Here is a 19,808-nt window from a genome sequence, read left to right as displayed (position 1 = left end):
TTGTGTATAAGCAATAGCGGGTTAAGTGCTATTTTAAAACGTAAAACTTTAAATCAAAGGTCGGTGCTATCTGACAGTTTAGTGGCTTAAAATCCGCTACTGCTCATACACGAGACCGTTAGGCACAATTTAAACCGACATTCTCATTCAAACAGCCAATAATGGAATTAAAAGAATTAAAAAACCATGTAGAAGTTTTAATTGAAGCTTAAAGACCATGGAAAGTATCCTAAAGAAAACGGACTCGTAGATTATAAAATGGAATTAAATTTTATTCCAAACGATAATGATGTCACTACTTTCATGAAAAACTTCGCAAAGGATATAATTTCTTTCTCAAATGCCAATGGTGGGATTATCATTATAGGAATTAAAGAAAACAGTACGACTGGAGTTCATGAGGATTTAGGATTAAATCAAAAAAACATCGATTGTTTTGCCAAACTCGATTTAAATGATATTAGCCAAAAATTCAATAAAATTTTGAAGAATGGAGTATCATTAGATATCCAACAGTTTCAAATAAGTATTAGAAAATTTTATTACATATTAATTCCAAAAAGTAATAATACCCTCGTTCCGATCAATGATTTTAAAGAATATAAAATCGAAAAAGGTGCGATCTATTATAGAGATACTGGAGGAACTGAACAGGCAAACAAGTCAACATCAGAATTTGACCGCTTTCTACAAATTAAAGCAAATGAAAAAAGTAAAGAATTCATGGAAATTTGGTCAAAATTACTTCCTGAAATGATAGATATAAATCCACGTGAAGTTTTGATCTTGAATCCGCAACAAAACAAAGTTTATGGTTTCAACAATAAAGATAAAACTCTCTCGGGCAGTAACATAGATATCGAGAAATCACAAGAAGGTGTTTTCAATATTATTTTAAGTGCAATAAGTGCTGGGGAAATTGGCAAAATCACTGATAATGAAGGCAAACCGATATACAAGCTTATGGGTGAAATCCATACAGAAAGAGAACATATTTCCTTAACGAGTTTAGAAAAGGCTGTAAAAGAAGTTGCCAATTACAAATTTACAAATGCACATCTAAAAATAGTGATCGATCATTTGGGATGGGTTAATGATAAAAGTTTCAATGTAATAAATCCACCTAATCAAACAGTCTCGAATGACTTTAATAAATTTATTTGGATAGAAACAGTCGACCAGTATTCACAAAGGACTAAAGTATTCTTCTCTCCCTCTGCAATACCAGAAATAGCAAAAGTTATAGATGACCCTAAAATTCACAAGCAGCTTTTTAATAAGAAATTAAGTAAAAAATAAAACTGTGCCTCATAACTAAGCGTTCGTGTGGCCGGAACGGCCCAACATGAACGCACTGTTGACTAAACCGGTGCTTTGCGAATTAGTATATATGGGGATTAGTCTGTTTTTAGGAGGTAGTATTTGTTGGATAGTACATCTAGCCTCTATGCAAGATATCGGCTTTTGACTATTGACCTAAAGTCAAGCTGCTTTTAGTAAGTTTTTTACTGGCACTTACAGTATTCAATGTCATTTTGATCTTTTTAGGCCATAGGTTTCCTGTTACGCCCGGAAGAATCGTTTCTTATACTCATTTATTTGATTGTTTTCTTAGTTTTTCCATCCAGTATCCTGGTGGGCCTCGGGCCGTAAAAGTAGTAAGGGTTATCAGTTTTCCTTTCTTGCATACCGGGCACAGGCGGTGTTGAAGTGGTTTACGCTCCTTGAGTTGTACCCCTCCCAGGCTTTTCCGTAGCTTGGTAATCGTAATTTTTTTATGGTAAGTACTTAAGATTCCATAATGTCGGATGCGAACAAAGCCTTTGGGAAGTACGTGAAGCGCGAACCGCCTTATGAACTCTGCATCGGATAAACGTAACAAAGATATTCTTCCGGCGTGCCGGTAATCCTTTACAGTAAATGTAACGCTTTCATTATCCAAGTTTTTTATCCGGTGGTTACTGATGGCGATTTTGTGGGTATATCGGCCAAGATATTCCACCACCTGGGCGGGACCTAAAAATGGACGCTTGCAGTAAACTACCCAGTTGTGTTTGAACAGGCTTTCATAGAAGTCCGTGGATTGCGGTTCCAGTTCCTTGCGAAGGGAAGCCACAAAATGAGCTCTAAACACCTTGCTCATAGCCTTGACTGGGAACAGGTATTTGCCTTTGCTTTTTGCAGATTTCCATTGACCACTTTGGTTAATACCACCCCCGGGAACAATACAGTGCAGGTGTGGGTGCAAAGAAAGGTTTTGTCCAGAGGTGTGCAGGATAGCGATCATCCCTGGTTTGGCACCCAAAAATTTATGATTGGATGAAAAACCCTGGATCACCTGCCAGGCTATTTTAAACAGTAGCCCATACATTTTTTTAGGTTCGTACAGGCACAGGCGGTTGAGCGCTGATGGCAGGGTAAAGACCACGTGGAAGTAGGGAACATTAAGAAGTTCTTCTTCCCGCGCCTGGATCCACTGTTCTTTTTTATGCCCCTGGCACTTGAGACAATGGCGGTTCCGACAACTATTATAACTAAGGTGGAGCCGATGGCAGGAAGGGTTGTTACAACGGTCGATATGGCCACCCAGGGCAGCAGTGCGGCATTTGCGCAAGGCGTGCAGGGTTCTTGTCTGCCAGCTGTTGTAACAATATTTGGATAAAGATTCCGTATTCCTTTCCAGAACCTGGGCCACCTCATAGGCAGCAGGTTTCACGGCTACTCCTTGTATAGCCGATCCAACGGACTGAAGGGCTTCTGCCTACCGAGTTGTGCCAAGTGTAGGTAGGTGAGGGTGGTTTGGATATCTGCGTGTCCCAGTAAATCTTTGACACTGATAATGTCCAATCCCATCTCCAAAAGGTGGGTGGCATAACTGTGCCGAAGGCTGTGGGTAGTGATTTCTTTCTGGATCCCGCTGTGTTTCCAGGCTTTCCGAACGATCCATTGTACCCCCATTGCCGATAACTGGGCTGGGTTTCCTTTCCTGTTGTAGCCATTAAAACACCAGGTGGTAGGATGATCTGCAGCGATATATTTTTTAAAGCCACGGATCTGCATCTGGGATAATGGAACATAACGGTCTTTTCTTCCTTTACCATGGCGGATGTGAAGCATTTTACGATCAAAATCCAGGTCCTTGAGCTGAAGGCTGCGAAGTTCAAAGCAGCGAAGACCACAGCCGTAGAGCATTGCCAGTACCAACCGGTGTTTGAGAAGTTTGGTAGTTTTAAGCAGTTGCTTTACTTCTCTACGACTTAGTACCACCGGGAGTTTGTGAGGTCGTTCTATCGAGGGTAGTATAACCCGCATTTCCTTCATCCCGGAGATTCGATAGGCATAGCGAAGACCATAGACCATATGCTTAAAGAAACTATCCGATGGTGTTTTGTGCTGCGATTTCAAAACGTGCAGGTAATCCAAAACCTGTTCTTCATCGAGATCAAGGGGACTACATTTAAAAAGGAGGGACATATGAGTAAGGCAGCGGGAGTAGTTGGTAAGGGTACTTTGACTTTTACCGGCGAGTTCTACGTAACGCTTTAATTTACGGTAAAGTTGATCGAACTCAGGTACAGAAATACAGGCCCTGTCAATAAGGGTACTACTTTTTTTTCATAACTTTAAATATTATAATTTGAGATACTTAAAGGTAGTGAATAGTGATTTTGCGATCTCTTGAAGCTACCTTTAGGTTTAGTTCAACATTGAACTGAGTTTGGAACTAAAAAACAAAAAGCTTTGACTGAAATACAAGAGCAAAGAATAAAAGCCAAAATTACTAAAATCAAAAAAGATTTAGCTGCTGATAAAAAAAATGGGGAGGATTTTATGATGATAGCGCAGGACTTAGATACTTACCGCCCGAATTATATATAAAATTAAAAGATTATAAAGGTGCTTCAAGGTATTTCAACTGGTTTGATAAAAATTTCCCAGAAGATATAGGATTCCCAAATTTCTTATTCCAGTATACCCTCACTTTATTTAAGAACAATAAAATCAAAAGAGCAGAAAATAAAGCAGTACAAACATTTATATCAAACACTTATATAATTGATTATTTCCTAGGAAGAAAATTAATCGATATCGATAAGAATGAAAATTCTAACTGGGAAAAGGAATCAATGATCAAATACTTTCCTTACTCAAAAAAGGATTCAGATTTTAACGATTTTGCACAATGGTTAGAAGAATACACGGAGACCCCTAAATTTTTAAAAATTAAAAATGAGTTCATTGATATTGAGAAAAAATTAAAAGATGAACCAGTTGGACCTAAAAGAACAGAATTAGTCAGAAGAAGATACAGCTTATTCGAGGATGTTTAAATCAACAGCAGCTATAAGTGCATAACTTAAATAGACGACACCATTAGAAAGAAAAATAATTAAATTGACCAATAAAACAATTCTAAGGTGAAAAATCCGAGTCCCCTAATCCGCCAACTGGAGATAACAGGGGCCTTTGAAAACAATTTTGGCTAAAAAGGACACCATACGAAATATGAAATTAGCAATAAAAATATAACGTATTCTCGACAAAACTACATCCCAACAAAACGTTAATTGTTATGCAGTTTTCTGGATTTAAAATGTAGTAGGGAATAGATATGAATAAAACCTTCTACAGACCCTAAAAAAAACCCTTCCAATTCGGCGGAAGGGTTTTTGACAATACTAAAGCTCTAAGGCCCGCTTAGATTACTGCTTTTTAAGATACACAACTGCCATTGGGGGAAGTGTGAGCGCAATAGAATGATCTTTACCATGCGTTGGCAAAGGCTTAGCTTCTACAGGCTCTTTGTTACTTACATTACTTCCTCCAAATTCTTCGGAATCTGAGTTAAAAACTTCTTTCCATTTCCCGGTTTCAGGAACTCCTATGCGGTAATTTTCCCTGGGAACAGGGGTCAGGTTGCAGACCACCATTATTGTATCCTTTTCTTTCTCTCCTTTTCTTAAGAAGCTAATAATACTATTCTCGTGATCATTAATATCTATCCATTCAAAACCTTCGCTTTCAAAGCTCTTTTCATAAAGAGCCGGCTCTTGCTTATATAACCTGTTTAAAGCCTTGAGGGTTTCCTGAACCTGCCTGTTTGGGGCGTTATTGGTCTCATGCCAGTCCAGGCTGGAATCGTGGTCCCATTCTGTTCTCTGGCCAAATTCAGCACCCATAAAGAGTAATTTTGTACCCGGGTGTCCGTACATATATGCATACAGACTTCTTAGGTTCGCGAATTTATTCCATTCGTCGCCCGGCATCTTATTGAAAATTGCCTGCTTTCCGTAAACCACTTCATCATGACTTAATGGAAGCATAAAGTTTTCAGTAAAAGCATAGGTGGTACTGAAGGTGATTGTATTTTGATGGTATCTTCTATGGATAGGATCTTCCTGAAAGTATTCCAGCGTATCGTGCATCCATCCCATCATCCATTTTTGACCAAATCCAAGGCCTCCCATGTAAGTTGGTTTAGAAACCATTGGCCACGCAGTGGATTCTTCAGCAATAGTTATTATGTCTGGAAACTCTCCATAGACAGTCTCGTTAAATTCCTTAAGGAAACTTATTGCTTCCAGGTTTTCATTTCCGCCATTCTCATTAGGCTCCCATTCTCCTTCCTTCCTGGAGTAATCCAGGTAAAGCATAGAGGCAACGGCATCTACACGCAGCCCGTCAACATGAAATTTATCCAGCCAGAAAACGGAATTACTTATTAAAAATGAACGTACCTCATTTCTTCCGTAGTTAAAAATATAACTCTGCCAGTCGGGATGAAATCCTTTTCTCGGGTCGGCATGTTCGTAAAGAAAAGTTCCGTCGAAATAATGGAGTCCGTGTAGATCTGAAGGAAAGTGCGAAGGTACCCAATCCAGGATCACCCCAATTCCCGCCTGGTGAAGCGCATCAATTAGATGCATAAAATCCTGCGGACTACCAAAGCGGCTGGAAGGAGCAAAATACCCTGTTACCTGGTAACCCCATGATCCAAAGAACGGATGTTCCATAACAGGCATAAACTCTACGTGTGTAAAGCCCATTTCATTTAAATAACCCGGAAGATCTTCTGCGAGTTCCCGGTAAGTAAGGGAACGGTTATCTTCTTCGGGCTTTCTTTTCCAGGAGCCAACATGGAGTTCATAAACGGAATAAGGTTTGGCTTTTTGCGCCTCTTTTTTACGTTTTTTCATCCAGTCCCCGTCGTTCCAACTTCCTTCAAGATCCCATACAACAGAGGCAGTGTTTGGCGGAGTTTCCCATTTAAAAGCAAATGGATCTCCTTTTTCTGCTTCGTACCCGTTGTTATGGGAGCGGATATAGTATTTGTACATACTTCCGTTCTTTGCTTCCGGAATAAAAGCTTCCCAAATACCAGATTCATCATTCCTAGGCTTCATTGGGTTAGTTTGCCTGTCCCAGCCGTTAAAATCACCTATTACTGAAACTTTTTCAGCATTTGGTGCCCAAACAGCAAAGTAAACTCCCTTTGTTCCCTGGTGCTCCATAATGTGGGAACCGAATTTTTTGTAAAGGTGGTAATGTTTTCCCTCTCTAAAAAGATGCACATCATATTCTGAAAGCAAACTGGCGCCTTCTGCCACTTCACTTTTTTTACTGGTCTTCTTAGCTTTTGCTTTTGTTTTTTTCACTTTGTCCTCTTTTTCATCATCGGATAACAGCGTGTCAACAGCTTTATTGACCGTCTTCTTCACAGTTTTCTTTACCGTTTTTTGATCAGGAAGAATTGCCTTAGCCGTATCTCCCACTGCTTTCTGAGTTTCTTCATCAGGCAGTACTTTATCTGCAATATTCCTAACCTTAGAGGTAACATCGTCTGAAGTTTTTTTCTTGGTTGTTGTCTTCTTTGATGTAACAGATTTCCCGGTTTTAGAAGGATCTACTTTCTTTGCTTTTGAATTTTTTTCAGCAACTTTCTTTTCTACACCGGTTTTTTTAGCTGCGGATTTTGCAGTAGTACCGGGCTTGGATTTAGTTGACTTTTTTGCTCCCGCAGCGGCTTTAGAAGATTTCTTAGCAGTTGTTTTTTTCTCAGATGCCGAAGTTTCTTCCGGATTAGCCTCTTTTGGCTTCGGAAGCTTTCTTTTAGTAGTACCCTTTGCCGCGTTAGCCTTTGCAGTAGGTTTTATAGCAGTCTTAGTCTGCGTTTCCTTTGCCTTACCAGTATCCGGATTTTTCTCACCAGTTCCTTTAGGGCCTTTTACTTCGCCAGATTTTGATGCATCTTTAGTGGTCTTCTTAGCACTTGTAGTTTTAGTAGTTGATGTAACCTTTTTGTCTTTATCGATATCTTTATTTTGTTTCTTTGCCATCTCTATACCTCCCTATAATTGTTTTTATGCCCCGTAATGGAATTAACACCCAGTCAGGACGATTATTCAGTTCGTAATTCAGTTCGTATACTGCTTTTTCAAGCAGGAATGTATCCATCAGGATTTTAAAATCTTCTTCATCCTCCGGAATGAAATTGTTATTTCCAACATTTTCAGCGTAACCCTCGAGGAAAAGCCGGGTTACATGGTAATACCAGGATTCTGCCCAATCTTCAAGATCGCCTTCACGACGTTGCTGGTCAAACTCTGGTTCCATAATACTACTGTAGGCAGCATAATGGAAGGATCTCACCATACCTGCAACGTCTCTTAGTGCAGATCTTTTTAAACGTCTTTCACTAAATGCTCTTGCTGGTTCACCTTCAAAATCAATGATTATAAAATCTTTTCCAGTCCATAATACCTGTCCAAGATGATAATCCCCATGGGTTCTTATTTTCATGGTAGGAATTTTATGATCAAAAACCCGTTTGAAGCAATTAAGAACTTCGTTTTTCATATCCAGAACTTCCTTAGCTTCATTCCTTACTTCCTCCGGAAGGTTTTTAAGGTTCTTCTGAAGGTTTGTGAAGCTGTTCCTGGTTAGAGACTGTAATGAAGAGAAAAGCGATCTCTGGTAATGCAGAGAGAAAGGCTCGTGTTCAAAATCCTTTTCTTCAGGATGTTCTGCGAGCGCTTTGTGCATTTCTGCGGTACGCTGACCTAAAAGAGAAATCCGCTCCGGAAAAATTGCTCCCATAAGCTTTTTCATATCCTCTGTTATTTCAGTGTAATTAAGGGGTGTAAGTAAAAGATCTGTGTCTTTTGGTGTCAGTTTTACATCTTTAGCCCTTGTCATTACATTTTCGAAATAACGATTTATAGAATCTTTTGTGTAATCCCACGCATCGCCCTGGTTCGGTATCAGGTCCTGCATCATTCCCAATACGATGATATTTCGGGCACCGGTCCTGTATTCTAAAGCACCAACAAATTGAGGAGAATTTTTATAATCTGTCTTTTCAGAAAGATAGCGCGTTATCTCCAAATCAGGATTTATAGTATTATCCAATTTCCGGTATAACTTCAGAAAATACTTATTGTCGTAAATTAGTGAAGTGTTGCTTTGTTCTGCGTTTAAAATCTTAGAATGTAGAACTTCAGAATTTATCGTAATTTCTTCATCACCATGATAAAAATTGAGGCTGCCTTTACCGCTTGTTAGAGTCTTATTCTTTTGAATATTTTTAAATATTGCATTTCTGAATTCTTCATTATATACAGCATCAAAAAGAATTCCTTCCTCTTTTCCAACGGTTAATCTTGTGATTACACCTTTTTCGGGTATATCCCTTATGTCATCTTCATTATGATACGGTACAAAGGCAAGTGGTAACTGATAAACTTCGGGCAGACCATCGTTATAGTTGATTTCAATAGTAACCAGGGTAGCCGGTAAATCTTTCACCGGAATCGGTATCTGGTTAATAATTGCGATATTTTGGACTACTCTTGATTTTCCGCCGAACCATCTACAGGAATTCAAATAAGAAGGGAGAACTTTATTCTCCAGCTTACTTTGAGTCTTACGTTCCAGCAATTCCGGCCATTCCTTAACTTTTAGGGCAGGAAGATCTGCTTTTTCAGAACGTTCTTTGTCTTTTTCCAGCACAAACCAGTAGTACCCGTGAGGTCCCATTGTAAATAAATAAGGATCTTCAGAAACTTTCGGAAATTTATTGTGGCTAAATACCTCTATTGGAGTGTAGCCTTCATAACCTTCCAGTTCCAGTTCCGCAGCCTGTGGGAAGCGGGAAAGATTTCCAAGGACCAATATATCTTCTTCCTCATAAGTACGGGTATAGGCTATAATTTTGGCATTAGAAGGAGAAAGGAATTTAATATCGCCACGTCCAAAGGCCTTAAATCGTTTTCTCATTCCAATTATCCGCTTCATCCACCATAACAGGGAAGAGGAGTTTAACTGTTGCGCCTCTACGTTAACGGCTTCGTACTTATACTCTGGATCGATGATTACCGGAAGATATAATTTATGCGGATTTGCCGTGGAAAAGCCGGCATTTCTATCTGCAGTCCACTGCATTGGTGTTCTCACACCATCCCGATCTCCAAGATAAAAGTTATCTCCCATTCCTATTTCGTCCCCGTAGTAAATTACAGGTGTTCCCGGAAGAGAAAATAAAAGCACATTCATTAATTCAATTTTGTTCCGGTTGTTTTCCAGTAAAGGAGCCAGCCTGTGCCTTATTCCAACATTGATTTTTGCCTGTGGATCTTTGGTATAAACTTTATACATATAATCCCTTTCCTCATCTGTCACCATTTCGAGGGTAAGCTCATCATGATTTCTTAGGAATATTGCCCACTGGCAGGACTCAGGAATATCAGGTGTCTGATCGATAATGTCAATTATCGGATACCTGTCTTCCATTTTTACCGCCATAAACATTCGTGGCATAATAGGGAAGTGGTAGTTCATGTGGCATTCGTCCCCGTCACCAAAATAGGCTGCGGAATCTTCCGGCCACATATTCGCTTCGGCTAAAAGAAGTTTATTATCGTAATTTTTATCTATATGTGCCCTTAATTTTTTAAGAAAAACATGGGTCTCATCAAGATTTTCGCAATTGGTGTTTTCCCTTTCAAAAAGATAAGGAACGGCGTCCAGTCTGAAACCATCGACTCCCATTTTGCACCAGTAATCCATAACTTTTAAAACTTCGTCCTGAACTTCAGGATTATCAAAGTTTAAATCTGGCTGGTGAGAAAAGAACCTGTGCCAGAAATACGATTTTGCCACAGGATCCCAGGTCCAGTTAGAAGGTTCAGTATCTGTAAAAATGATACGTGCATCTTTATATTTATTGGGGTCATCGCTCCATACATAGTAATCTCTGTATTTAGACCCTTCCGGAGCTTTTCGTGCTCTCTGGAACCACGGGTGTTGATCTGAAGTGTGATTAATTACAAGTTCGGTAATAATTTTTAGTCCGCGTTTATGCGCTTCTTTTATAAGCTTTTTAAAGATCTTTACATCTCCAAAAGAAGGGTTAATATTGTAGTAGTCTGCAATGTCATAGCCATCATCTTTTAGTGGCGAGGGATAAAAGGGTAGCAGCCAAATTGCTGTTACTCCCAGGTCTTCCAGGTAATCGAGTTTTTTTAGAAGACCTTCAAAATCACCTATTCCGTCGCCATTGCTATCAAAAAAGGCTTTAATATGTAATTCATAAATTACGGCATCTTTATACCAATGCACGTTGTCGTCAATATTTGTCTGGTTGATCATAAATCTTTAAATTTTTATCTCTCTGTTACGGTTTCAACACGTAGAATATGTGCGGGCATTGCCTGAGGGTGAAGTTCTACATAATTCCATTCATTCTGCCAGATATACCTCGAGCCGGTAAGTAGATCGTGCACAGCAAAAGGTTCGTGCCCCTGGATTTCCAACTCGTTTAATGGCACTTTTATCCAACCCGACTGAGTGTGATCGGGGTTAATGTTTACAACCGTTATCAATTTATTCCCTGTTTGCCGGTCAATTTTAGTATAGCAAATAATCTGGTCATTATCGGTTTCTGCAAAGGCGATATTATAGGTAGTCTGCAGCGCCGGATTTTCGTTTCTAATACTATTTAACTTACCTATTAATTCTTTAATTCTTGTAGGCCGGTACCAATCCCAGTGCTTAACTTCATATTTTTCTGAACGGGTGTATTCTTCTTTTCCGGGATAAGCTTCATTTTCTCCGAATTCGAACAATGGACCATAGATTCCGTAATTTGAAGATAAAGTTGAAGCAAGGATAATCCTGATTAAAAAAGAGGCTTCACCTTTATCCTCTAGCGAAACTGGTAAAATATCAGGAGTATTAGGCCAGAAATTGGGTCTGAAATATTCCCTAAGTTCTGTCTTAGTAAGTTCAGTGAGGTACTCCTCAAATTCTTCTTTTGAATTTCTCCACGTAAAGTAAGTGTACGATTGCGTGAACCCGACCTTAGCCAATTCTTCCATAACCCGTGGACGGGTAAAGGCTTCGGCCAGAAAGATAATATCCTGATGTTTTTTGTCTATTTCCTTGATTAACCATTCCCAGAATATGAAAGATTTTGTATGAGGATTATCTACACGGAAAATTTTCACTCCCTTGTCAATCCAGTATTCTACCACACTTTTTAGTTCTTTCCAGAGGTTTTCCCAGTCTTCCGTTTCGAAATTTACAGGTAAAACATCCTGATATTTTTTCGGAGGGTTTTCCGCATATTGTACAGTTCCATCGGGACGCCATTTAAACCATTGTGGATGTTCCTTAACGTAAGGATGATCGGGGCTGCACTGGATGGCAAAGTCAATTGCGACTTCAATCCCGTGACTTTCGGCCTTCTTTATAAAGGAAGTGAAATCTTCCAATGTACCAAGTTCCGGATGAATGGCTTTGTGTCCGCCTTCTTCAGAACCTATAGCCCACGGTGATCCTGGTTCTCCCGGTTTTGCTTCGGTAGCATTATTAGTACCTTTTCTATGGCTTTTTCCAATGGGATGAATGGGAGGGAGGTATATAACATCAAAACCCATATTTGCAATTTCAGGGAGTATTCTTTCAGAACTTTTAAAAGTCCCGTGTTCCCCATGATTTTCCGCAGTAGACCGGGGAAAGAATTCATACCATGCGCTGAAAAGGGCTCTTTTTCTCTCTACTCTGGCAGTAAGTATCTTATGGTATTGTGTAGCTTTTTCGCGATTTCGCGCCTGGTACATTATCTTTTTTACAGCATCTTCAAAAACCTTAGAAATAGCTTCAGATTCCTTCTCTTCATCTTTGATAAGTTTTATCCAGTTGCGCAATTGCTTTTTCTGGGTTGCAGGAAGTCGTTCCAGGGCATCTTCCATTAGATCGGCACCTATAAGCAACTCTGTCCTTACATTCTGCTTATCTTCAATTTTCTTTTTTAGACCGTATTTCCAGGTGGAAAAATGATCTATCCATCCTTCAATCGTATATTCATAAGTTCCCAGCTTGGCTCCTTCAAAAGCAGCAGACCAATGGTCGTTACCTTCAAAAATCATGGGTAACTCCTCCCATTTTTTATCTTTACCACTACCTCTTCTGGATTCGCGATAGAGGAGTACGGCATCTACTTTATCGTGTCCATCTCCAAATATATCAGCCTCAACTTCAATTTTTTCATTTATAATCCTCTTTATAGGATATTTCCCACCTTCAATTTGTGGTGAAACATTTTGAATACTTACTCTTTTTTGCCCTTCCAATTTCATCAAAATTTTTATTTTTTACACTTCAATTGCGAGCTGAAGTATGGATTTTTCAACTAAAAACTCTTTTAAAGGTAGTTAAGCGTGTTAAAACGGCTAGTTAAATAATTATTAAACATCTATAATTATAATTTATCATTATTAGCTTTGAAGTAGTTTTAAATTATATAAGATCATATGCAGAGAAAAGTAGGAGCACATTATGTGAAGGATGAAAAATGTCAATTTCGGGTATGGGCACCTTCTGCCAAAAAAGTTGAAGTTGTTGTAAAAAACAGAAAAAACGTAATTCAACTAGAAAAGGAGGAGAAAGGTTACTGGAGTAAAGAATTAGAAGGTATACCTGCCGGAAGCTACTACAAATTTCGGCTAAATAAAGAAAAAGAATTTCCGGATCCTGCTTCAAAATTTCAGCCGGAAGGAGTTCATAGCTGGTCTCAGGTGATAGATCCTGAAGATTATCAATGGAACGACAAAGACTGGAAAGGTTTACCAATGTCGCAAATGATTATCTACGAACTTCATGTTGGTACCTTTACAAAAGAAGGAACTTTTGCTGCAATTGAAGAAAAACTGGATTATTTGCTGGAACTGGGGATTACTGCTATAGAAATTATGCCTATTTCGGCATTTCCCGGAAATCGAAATTGGGGATATGACGGAGTTTACCCTTATGCTACACAAGAAAGCTATGGCACGGTAAAGGCGCTTAAAAAACTGATCGATTCCTGCCATAAAAAGGAAATTGCAGTTATTTTAGATGCTGTTTACAACCATATGGGGCCTGAAGGAAATTATTTAGCGGAATTTGGTCCTTATTTTACAGATAAATATACAACGCCGTGGGGAAAGGCGATTAATTTTGACGACCGGCAGTCAGATCATGTGCGAAATTTCTTTTTGCAGAGTGCACTTATGTGGTTAAAGGAATTCCATTTTGATGGTTTACGCCTTGATGCTATTCATGAAATCATTGATCGTGGAGCAAAACATCTTTTAAAGGAATTAAGCGAACAGGTAGATAAACTTGAAGAAGAAACTGGTCGCAAATATGTTTTAATTGCTGAAAGTGATCTTAACGATACAAAAATAATAAACGAATATAAAAAAGGTGGTTTCGGACTGGAGGCACAGTGGGTAGATGATTTTCACCATTCCCTGCACACTTTGATTACGGGCGAAAATGAAGGCTATTATAATGACTATGGCAAAATGGCAAATCTGGGTAAATCCCTGGAGCAGGCATTTGTGTATGATGGCATTTATTCAAATTTTAGGAAAAGGACCATAGGGAACAGCCCTAAAGGTCTTCCTTCTTCAAAATTTGTAGTCTGTATTCAAAATCACGATCAGGTTGGGAACAGAATGCTGGGAGATCGCCTGTCTCAGTTAGTCTCTTTTGAAAAATTGAAGCTTGCAGCAGGTGTAATGCTTACTTCGTCTTTTGTACCAATGCTATTTATGGGTGAAGAATTTGCTGAAGATCAGGTTTTTCAATATTTCGTAAGTCATGGAGATCCAGAACTGGTAAAAGCTGTTCAGGAAGGAAGAAAAAGGGAGTTTGAGTACTTTAATCATCATGGTGGAGAGTTTCCCGATCCGCAATCTGAGGAAACTTTTAACAACTCAAAGCTTAATTGGAGTTTTCAGGAAGAGGGGTCAAAAATGGCAATTTTCGGCTTATACAAAGAACTTATACGACTTCGTAAAGAGGGTGCATTTCAGGCGTTTTACACTAAAGAAAAAAGCAGCGAAGCAGATGAAGAAAATAAAACGCTAAGGCTGTCTGCAGGTGGGCTTACCGCACTTTATAATTTTAGTGAAGATTCCAAAAAAATGAATTTACCAGAAGGTGAACATCAGTTGGTTTTTGCTTCCGCAGATAAGAAATGGAGTGGACCTCAGGATTTTCCGCAGAAAGTATCCGGAGCTGTTAATATTCCGCCGGAATCATTAATTATTTGCAAAAGTTAGCAGAGCACGCTACACCTAACCAATTTATAATTACCTTTTTCGACTTTTCCGAAGCAAATATTTTCTGTCTGAAAATGTGTGGAAGTGAAACGATTACTAATAAAATGAAACTATGAAAGAAAAATATATTTGTATCCACGGCCATTTTTACCAGCCACCAAGAGAAAACCCATGGCTAAACAAGGTTGAAATTCAGGATTCCGCCTATCCTTACCACGACTGGAATCACAGGATTAACGCCGAATGTTATATAAGAAACGCTTCTTCCAGAATTCTCAATTCTGAAGGGAAGATTGTGGATATAATGAATAATTACGGCTGGATGAGTTTTAATATCGGCCCAACCTTGCTCGCTTGGATGGAGCATGAAGCTCCCGAAACTTATGAAGGGATTTTACAGGCAGATAAGGAAAGCCAGGAGCGTTTTTCAGGTCACGGTTCAGCACTGGCACAGGCTTACAACCACTTAATTATGCCATTGGCCAATCAAAAAGATAAAGAGACGCAGGTAATTTGGGGAATAGAGGATTTTAAATCCAGGTTTAACAGACATCCGGAAGGAATGTGGCTGGGAGAAACTGCCGCAAATACAGAAACTCTGGAGGTTCTTGCAGATCATGATATTAAATTTACTATTCTTTCGCCTTACCAGGCTAAAAGGATGAGGAAAATTGGAGATAAAGAGTGGGAGGATGCTACAGATGCAAAAGTAGATCCACGTAAGGCTTATGTCTGTAATTTACCTTCGGGAAGAAAGATAAGTCTGTTCTTTTATGATGGTCCTGCTTCACAAGGTGTGGCTTTTGAAGGACTTTTAAATGATGGAGAGCGTTTCGCCAGCCGATTGCAGGGACAGTTTACAGAAACAGATGATGTACAACTGGTAAACATTGCAACAGATGGTGAGAGTTATGGCCACCACCACAAACTTGGTGAAATGGCACTATCATACTGTCTCGAATATATAGAAGAAAATGAAGATGCCAACCTTACCATTTATGGTGAATTTTTGGAAAAATTTCCTCCTCAATACGAAGTGGAAATTATAGAAGATACTTCATGGAGTTGTTATCACGGTGTGGAAAGATGGCGAAGTGACTGCGGTTGTAATACCGGCGGGAATGGAGACTGGAACCAGAAATGGCGTGGTCCTTTACGTGATAGTTTTGACTGGGTTCGGGAAGAGCTTATCACGCTTTATGAAAAGGAAATGGCAAGCTACACGAAAGATCCGTGGTTAGTACGAAACAAATATGTTGAGGTTGTTTTAGACAGAAGTAAAGAAAATGTAGACGCGTTCTTAAAAGAACAATTCGGATCAGAATTAAAAGAGGAAGAAAAAATTAAGCTCCTCAAACTGCTGGAAATGCAATATCATACGATGTTGATGTATACCAGTTGCGGTTGGTTTTTTGATGAAGTAACGGGAATAGAATCGATGCAGGATATTTTCTATGCAACCCGTGCCATCCAGTTGGCAGAACAGATAAGCGGTAGGAATTATGAAGAGACCTTTGAAAAATATTTAGACAAAATCCCGAGCAATATGCCGGAATTTGAATCTGCGCTAGGAGCTTACGACAAGTATGTTAAACCTATGGCTCTGGATATGATTCGTATTGGTGCGCATTACGCAGTCTCCTCACTATTTGAAGAGTTTCCTGAAGAAGTCAGCCTTTATAACTTTAGCGCCACTACAAAGAGTAATTATTTTTATGAAGCCGGAAAACAGAAACTGGTTATTGGCCGTACTGAATTCCGCTCAGATATTACATGGGAAAAAGTAGATATTTCCTATGCTGTTTTGCACATGGGAGATCACCATTTATTTGGTGGTGTTAGGGAGTATATTGGTGCAGAAGCTCTGGAAGATTTACATAAGAACGTCGCTGAATTTTTTCAGAAGGGAAATGTTTATGAAATTTTCAATATGATGGATACCTATTTTGGTAATCATAACTATTCCTTCTGGCATTTATTCCGTGATGAGCAACAGAGCATTATGGAGCTGGTGATGGAGAACACTCTAAAAAGTGCAGAAGGGGCTATGCAGCAGGTATACGAAAATAGTTATCCGTTGCTGCAAACCTTTAAGGAGATTCATATGAAGGTGCCCAACAGGCTCAAGCTTCCGGCAGAACTTGCAATCAATACGAAGCTGGAAACTGAATTAAAGAACGATAACTTCAATTTAAAGAATTTTAAAAGTTTGCTTCATTCAGCCAAACAGATCGGAGTAAATCTTGATGTTGTGACACTCAGTTTCCTTGGCGATATTCAACTGAATTCATTAATGAGGAAATTAAAGAAAAATCCTGAAGACCTTAAATTGCTGGATTGCATTAATGAATTTGTAGAAACACTTGATAAAAGTACACTCGAACCTGAAAAATGGGAAGCACAGAACGTGATTTTCGCTATGCGTGAAGAAGAAGTCGCACGAATAGAAAGAAATGCAGAAGAATCGCAGGATGGTAAAGGTCAAAAATGGCTGGAAGCACTCGACAGGCTCACAAGTAACCTGAACCTTGTAAATGAATGAGAGTACCAATAACTACATACAGGCTGCAAATGTCTCCAGATTTCACCTTTATGGATCTGGAGCAAATCACAGATTATCTTGAGAAACTTGGAATCTCCACTGTTTATTCCGCGCCTTTTTTTAAGGCAAGAACGGGCAGCACCCATGGATATGATGTTACAGATCCTTTTACCCTCAATCCGGCCATTGGAAACCTCAAGCAGTTTAAGAAGCTGAGTAAGGATTTGAAGGGGCGAAAAATGGACTGGCTTCAGGATATTGTTCCCAACCACATGGCCTACGATAGTAGCAATCCGTGGTTGCGGGATATTACTGAGCTTGGTCCAAGATCACGGTTTTACAATTTTTTTGACATTGACTGGGATTATAAGGGTTGGGGAAAAGTGATGACTCCGTTTTTGGGTGATTCCATAGACGAAGTAATAAGGAACGGGGAACTTAAAGTAAATTATGACCAAACAGGTATCTCGGTCAATTATTTTGAACATAGTTATCCTGCTTCAGTAAGATCTTATAAAACTGTTTTAGCTGAAGTAAATTCCGAAAAGGCCGATAGACTAAAGAATTTCTCCGGAAATGCAGAAGAATGGGCAGATGTGAAAATCTCATTTTTCAGGGAAGTTCAGGAAGATGCCGATTTGGAGAAGAAGATTACTGAAGTAATTGAAAACATCAATAAATCTGAAGAGAAGATGCACCAGGTGATGGAGTTGCAATACTTTAAACCTGTACACTGGAAAACCACCGAAAGCGAGATAAATTATCGCCGTTTTTTCACCATTAACGATCTTATTTGCCTAAGTATGGAAGATGATGAGGTTTTTAAAACCTATCATCATTTTATTAAGGAAATGTGTGAAGCCGGAATGATCAATGGTTTGAGAATAGATCATATCGACGGACTTTTTGATCCGGAAGGTTACACTAAAAAGCTTCGGAAGCTCGTTGGCGAGGATTTTTATATAGTTGTTGAAAAGATATTGGAAGCTCATGAAGAGCTACCGTCTCACTGGCCGGTGCAGGGAACAAGCGGATACGAATTTCTGGCCCAAATCAACCACCTGTTCACAAACCCTGAAAGTAAAGGAGTATTTTCTGAAAGATATAAAGAACTCGTACCAGATCTTCCGGAATATGAAGAACTGGTTTATCAGAAAAAGCTGTTTATCCTTAAGGAAAGAATGGGAGGAGAGCTTCACAATTTACTGGATTATCTAAGGACGAAAAAACTTCTACCGGAAGGAAAACAGGAGGACGATAATTGGCAAAAATCGCTATGCGCTTTTTTGGCTGCTTTTCCTGTTTATAGAATTTACCCCGGAGGTTTTCCGCTGAGAAATGCTGAGGTTGAGACTATAAATACTGCTTATAAATGGGCACTGGAGCATGTAAAAGATGCTAAAAACGAGCTGGATTATCTAAAATCTCTCTTTTTAGGCGAAATTGACGATAAAAAAGAGGAAGCTTTTTATTTTCTTCAGCGTTGCCAGCAATTTAGCGGCCCGCTTGCTGCAAAAGGAGTGGAGGATACCAGTTTTTACATTTATAACAGGCTTATTTTGCACAATGAAGTAGGGGATTCACCCGAAAACTTTGGAATTTCTACAGAGGATTTTCATAAGAAAATGCTTCAGAAGCAAAAAACATTTCCTCATACTTTAAATGCAACTGCCACACACGACACCAAAAGGGGAGAGGATGCAAGAATGCGATTGAGTATTCTAAGCGAATTTCCGGAAGAATGGTTTCGGAAAGTGGCGGAATGGAGCAAAATAAACGGCAATATCAGGAAAAGCAATAAAGCACCAGATAAAAACGAAGAATATTTTATTTATCAGGCTTTAATTGGAGCGCTGCCTTTCGACAATTTTGATGAAGAGGAATTTTTGCAGCGGACCAAAGATTATTTGCAAAAAGTAATGCGTGAAGCAAAGGTAAATACCAACTGGTCTCAGCCAGATGAACAACATGAAAATGCTGTTTTTGAATTTATTGAAGGTATTTTTACTCATGAAGAATTCAGAAAATCCTTTGATCCATTTTTGGAGAAAATGGCACTTTGGGGAGCAGTTAAGTCATATTCGCAGGTGCTCATTAAGAACACCGTTCCGGGAGTTCCCGATACTTACCAGGGAACCGAACTTTGGGATTTAAGTTATGTAGATCCCGATAACCGAAGACCGGTAGATTATGATTTAAGGAAGGAAATTCTGTCTGAATTCTCTTCTCTTAAAGAAGAAAAGAAAAGTGACTACCTAAAAAATCTAAAGAAAGAATTCAGCAATGGAAAATTAAAATTCTATTGTCTGCACAAAGCTTTGGCGGCAAGAAAGGAATACCATGATGTTTTTGAAAAAGGAGAATATCAGCCTCTTTCAGTCTCAGGTACTTTAAAAGGCAAAATTATCGTCTTTGCCCGAACTTATCAGGATACCACTATTGTTACTGTGGCTCCGGTGCAGGTAAAAAATCTTTGTAAAGAAGATGAAATTTCTTTAGACGAGTCCATGTTGGATGATTCTTTCATGGAATTACCCGAACGCGATTTAAACTGGAAAAATCTGCTCACCGGAAAAGCTCTGAAAAATGGTGGAAAAATTAAATTTTCAGAAATTTTAGGAGATCTTCCGTTGGCGCTCTTAATCAGTAAAAAATAA

The 19,808-nt window shown here is 39.1% G+C and carries 11 protein-coding genes; 6 read left to right on the top strand and 5 right to left on the bottom strand.

The annotated features are described in order from the left end of the window. Positions 1-201: 201 nt before the first annotated feature. Positions 202-1,299, top strand: a complete 1,098-nt coding sequence (locus tag RM541_RS05875; protein ID WP_311499282.1) for an RNA-binding domain-containing protein — start codon at positions 202-204, stop codon at positions 1,297-1,299. A gap of 292 nt (positions 1,300-1,591) precedes the next feature. Here RM541_RS05875 and RM541_RS05870 read toward each other — a convergent pair whose 3' ends face one another. Together RM541_RS05870 and RM541_RS05865 are read right to left on the bottom strand one after the other, a co-directional pair. Beyond that, positions 1,592-2,716 (bottom strand): IS91 family transposase, encoded by a 1,125-nt coding sequence (locus RM541_RS05870; RefSeq protein ID WP_432264661.1) that lies wholly within the window; start codon positions 2,714-2,716, stop codon positions 1,592-1,594. Positions 2,717-2,718: 2 nt separating this feature from the next. Beyond that, positions 2,719-3,474 carry a tyrosine-type recombinase/integrase gene (locus tag RM541_RS05865; RefSeq protein ID WP_311499281.1) on the bottom strand — a complete coding sequence of 252 codons (756 nt, stop codon included), beginning with the start codon at positions 3,472-3,474 and terminating at the stop codon, positions 2,719-2,721. 267 nt (positions 3,475-3,741) lie between these two features. Here RM541_RS05865 and RM541_RS05860 point away from each other — a divergent pair, with 267 nt between their 5' ends. Both RM541_RS05860 and RM541_RS05855 read left to right on the top strand, forming a co-directional pair. Continuing rightward, positions 3,742-3,879, top strand: a complete 138-nt coding sequence (locus tag RM541_RS05860; RefSeq protein ID WP_311499280.1) for a hypothetical protein — start codon at positions 3,742-3,744, stop codon at positions 3,877-3,879. A 248-nt stretch (positions 3,880-4,127) separates the two neighbouring features. Beyond that, complete coding sequence (locus RM541_RS05855) at positions 4,128-4,331, top strand: hypothetical protein (RefSeq protein ID WP_311499279.1); 204 nt, start codon at positions 4,128-4,130, stop codon at positions 4,329-4,331. Between the two features lie 372 nt (positions 4,332-4,703). Here RM541_RS05855 and glgB read toward each other — a convergent pair whose 3' ends face one another. From glgB to RM541_RS05840, 3 genes are read right to left on the bottom strand one after another with little or no spacing between them, the layout of a single operon-like run. After that, a complete protein-coding gene (glgB, locus tag RM541_RS05850; RefSeq protein ID WP_311499278.1) occupies positions 4,704-7,337 on the bottom strand; it encodes a 1,4-alpha-glucan branching protein GlgB in 2,634 nt (877 codons plus the stop codon). Continuing rightward, positions 7,318-10,647: a maltose alpha-D-glucosyltransferase gene (gene treS, locus RM541_RS05845; RefSeq protein ID WP_311499277.1), complete on the bottom strand. Its 3,330-nt coding sequence runs from the start codon at positions 10,645-10,647 to the stop codon at positions 7,318-7,320. The genes glgB and treS overlap by 20 nt, the downstream gene beginning before the upstream one ends. Positions 10,648-10,661: 14 nt before the next feature. After that, a complete protein-coding gene (locus RM541_RS05840) occupies positions 10,662-12,638 on the bottom strand; it encodes an alpha-1,4-glucan--maltose-1-phosphate maltosyltransferase (protein ID WP_311499293.1) in 1,977 nt (658 codons plus the stop codon). Between the two features lie 174 nt (positions 12,639-12,812). Between RM541_RS05840 and treZ the strand changes: the two genes are divergently transcribed. The 3 genes from treZ to treY all read left to right on the top strand — a co-directional run bounded on the left by treZ (position 12,813) and on the right by treY (position 19,808). Further along, positions 12,813-14,609: a malto-oligosyltrehalose trehalohydrolase gene (gene treZ / locus RM541_RS05835; RefSeq protein WP_311499276.1), complete on the top strand. Its 1,797-nt coding sequence runs from the start codon at positions 12,813-12,815 to the stop codon at positions 14,607-14,609. A gap of 112 nt (positions 14,610-14,721) precedes the next feature. Continuing rightward, positions 14,722-17,151, top strand: a complete 2,430-nt coding sequence (locus tag RM541_RS05830; protein WP_311499275.1) for a DUF3536 domain-containing protein — start codon at positions 14,722-14,724, stop codon at positions 17,149-17,151. Then, the gene (gene treY, locus RM541_RS05825) at positions 17,148-19,808 is read left to right on the top strand and encodes a malto-oligosyltrehalose synthase (protein WP_311499274.1); all 2,661 of its coding nucleotides are present in this window, start codon (positions 17,148-17,150) and stop codon (positions 19,806-19,808) included. Before RM541_RS05830 ends, treY begins: the two co-directional genes overlap by 4 nt.

The organism is Autumnicola psychrophila, assembly GCF_031846645.1.
GTDB lineage: Bacteria > Bacteroidota > Bacteroidia > Flavobacteriales > Flavobacteriaceae > Autumnicola > Autumnicola psychrophila.
The sequence above is the reverse complement of the archived record's forward strand: the minus strand, read 5'-3'. Positions and strand labels throughout refer to the sequence as shown.

Bases quoted from the DNA above. Each gene is read 5' to 3' on its own strand.
- RM541_RS05865 (WP_311499281.1), bottom strand. From the start codon at position 3,474: ATGTCCCTCCTTTTTAAATGTAGTCCCCTTGATCTCGATGAAGAACAG.
- RM541_RS05855 (WP_311499279.1), top strand. From the start codon at position 4,128: ATGATCAAATACTTTCCTTACTCAAAAAAGGATTCAGATTTTAACGAT.
- glgB (WP_311499278.1), bottom strand. From the start codon at position 7,337: ATGGCAAAGAAACAAAATAAAGATATCGATAAAGACAAAAAGGTTACA.
- treS (WP_311499277.1), bottom strand. From the start codon at position 10,647: ATGATCAACCAGACAAATATTGACGACAACGTGCATTGGTATAAAGAT.
- RM541_RS05840 (WP_311499293.1), bottom strand. From the start codon at position 12,638: ATGAAATTGGAAGGGCAAAAAAGAGTAAGTATTCAAAATGTTTCACCA.
- treZ (WP_311499276.1), top strand. From the start codon at position 12,813: ATGCAGAGAAAAGTAGGAGCACATTATGTGAAGGATGAAAAATGTCAA.
- RM541_RS05830 (WP_311499275.1), top strand. From the start codon at position 14,722: ATGAAAGAAAAATATATTTGTATCCACGGCCATTTTTACCAGCCACCA.
- treY (WP_311499274.1), top strand. From the start codon at position 17,148: ATGAGAGTACCAATAACTACATACAGGCTGCAAATGTCTCCAGATTTC.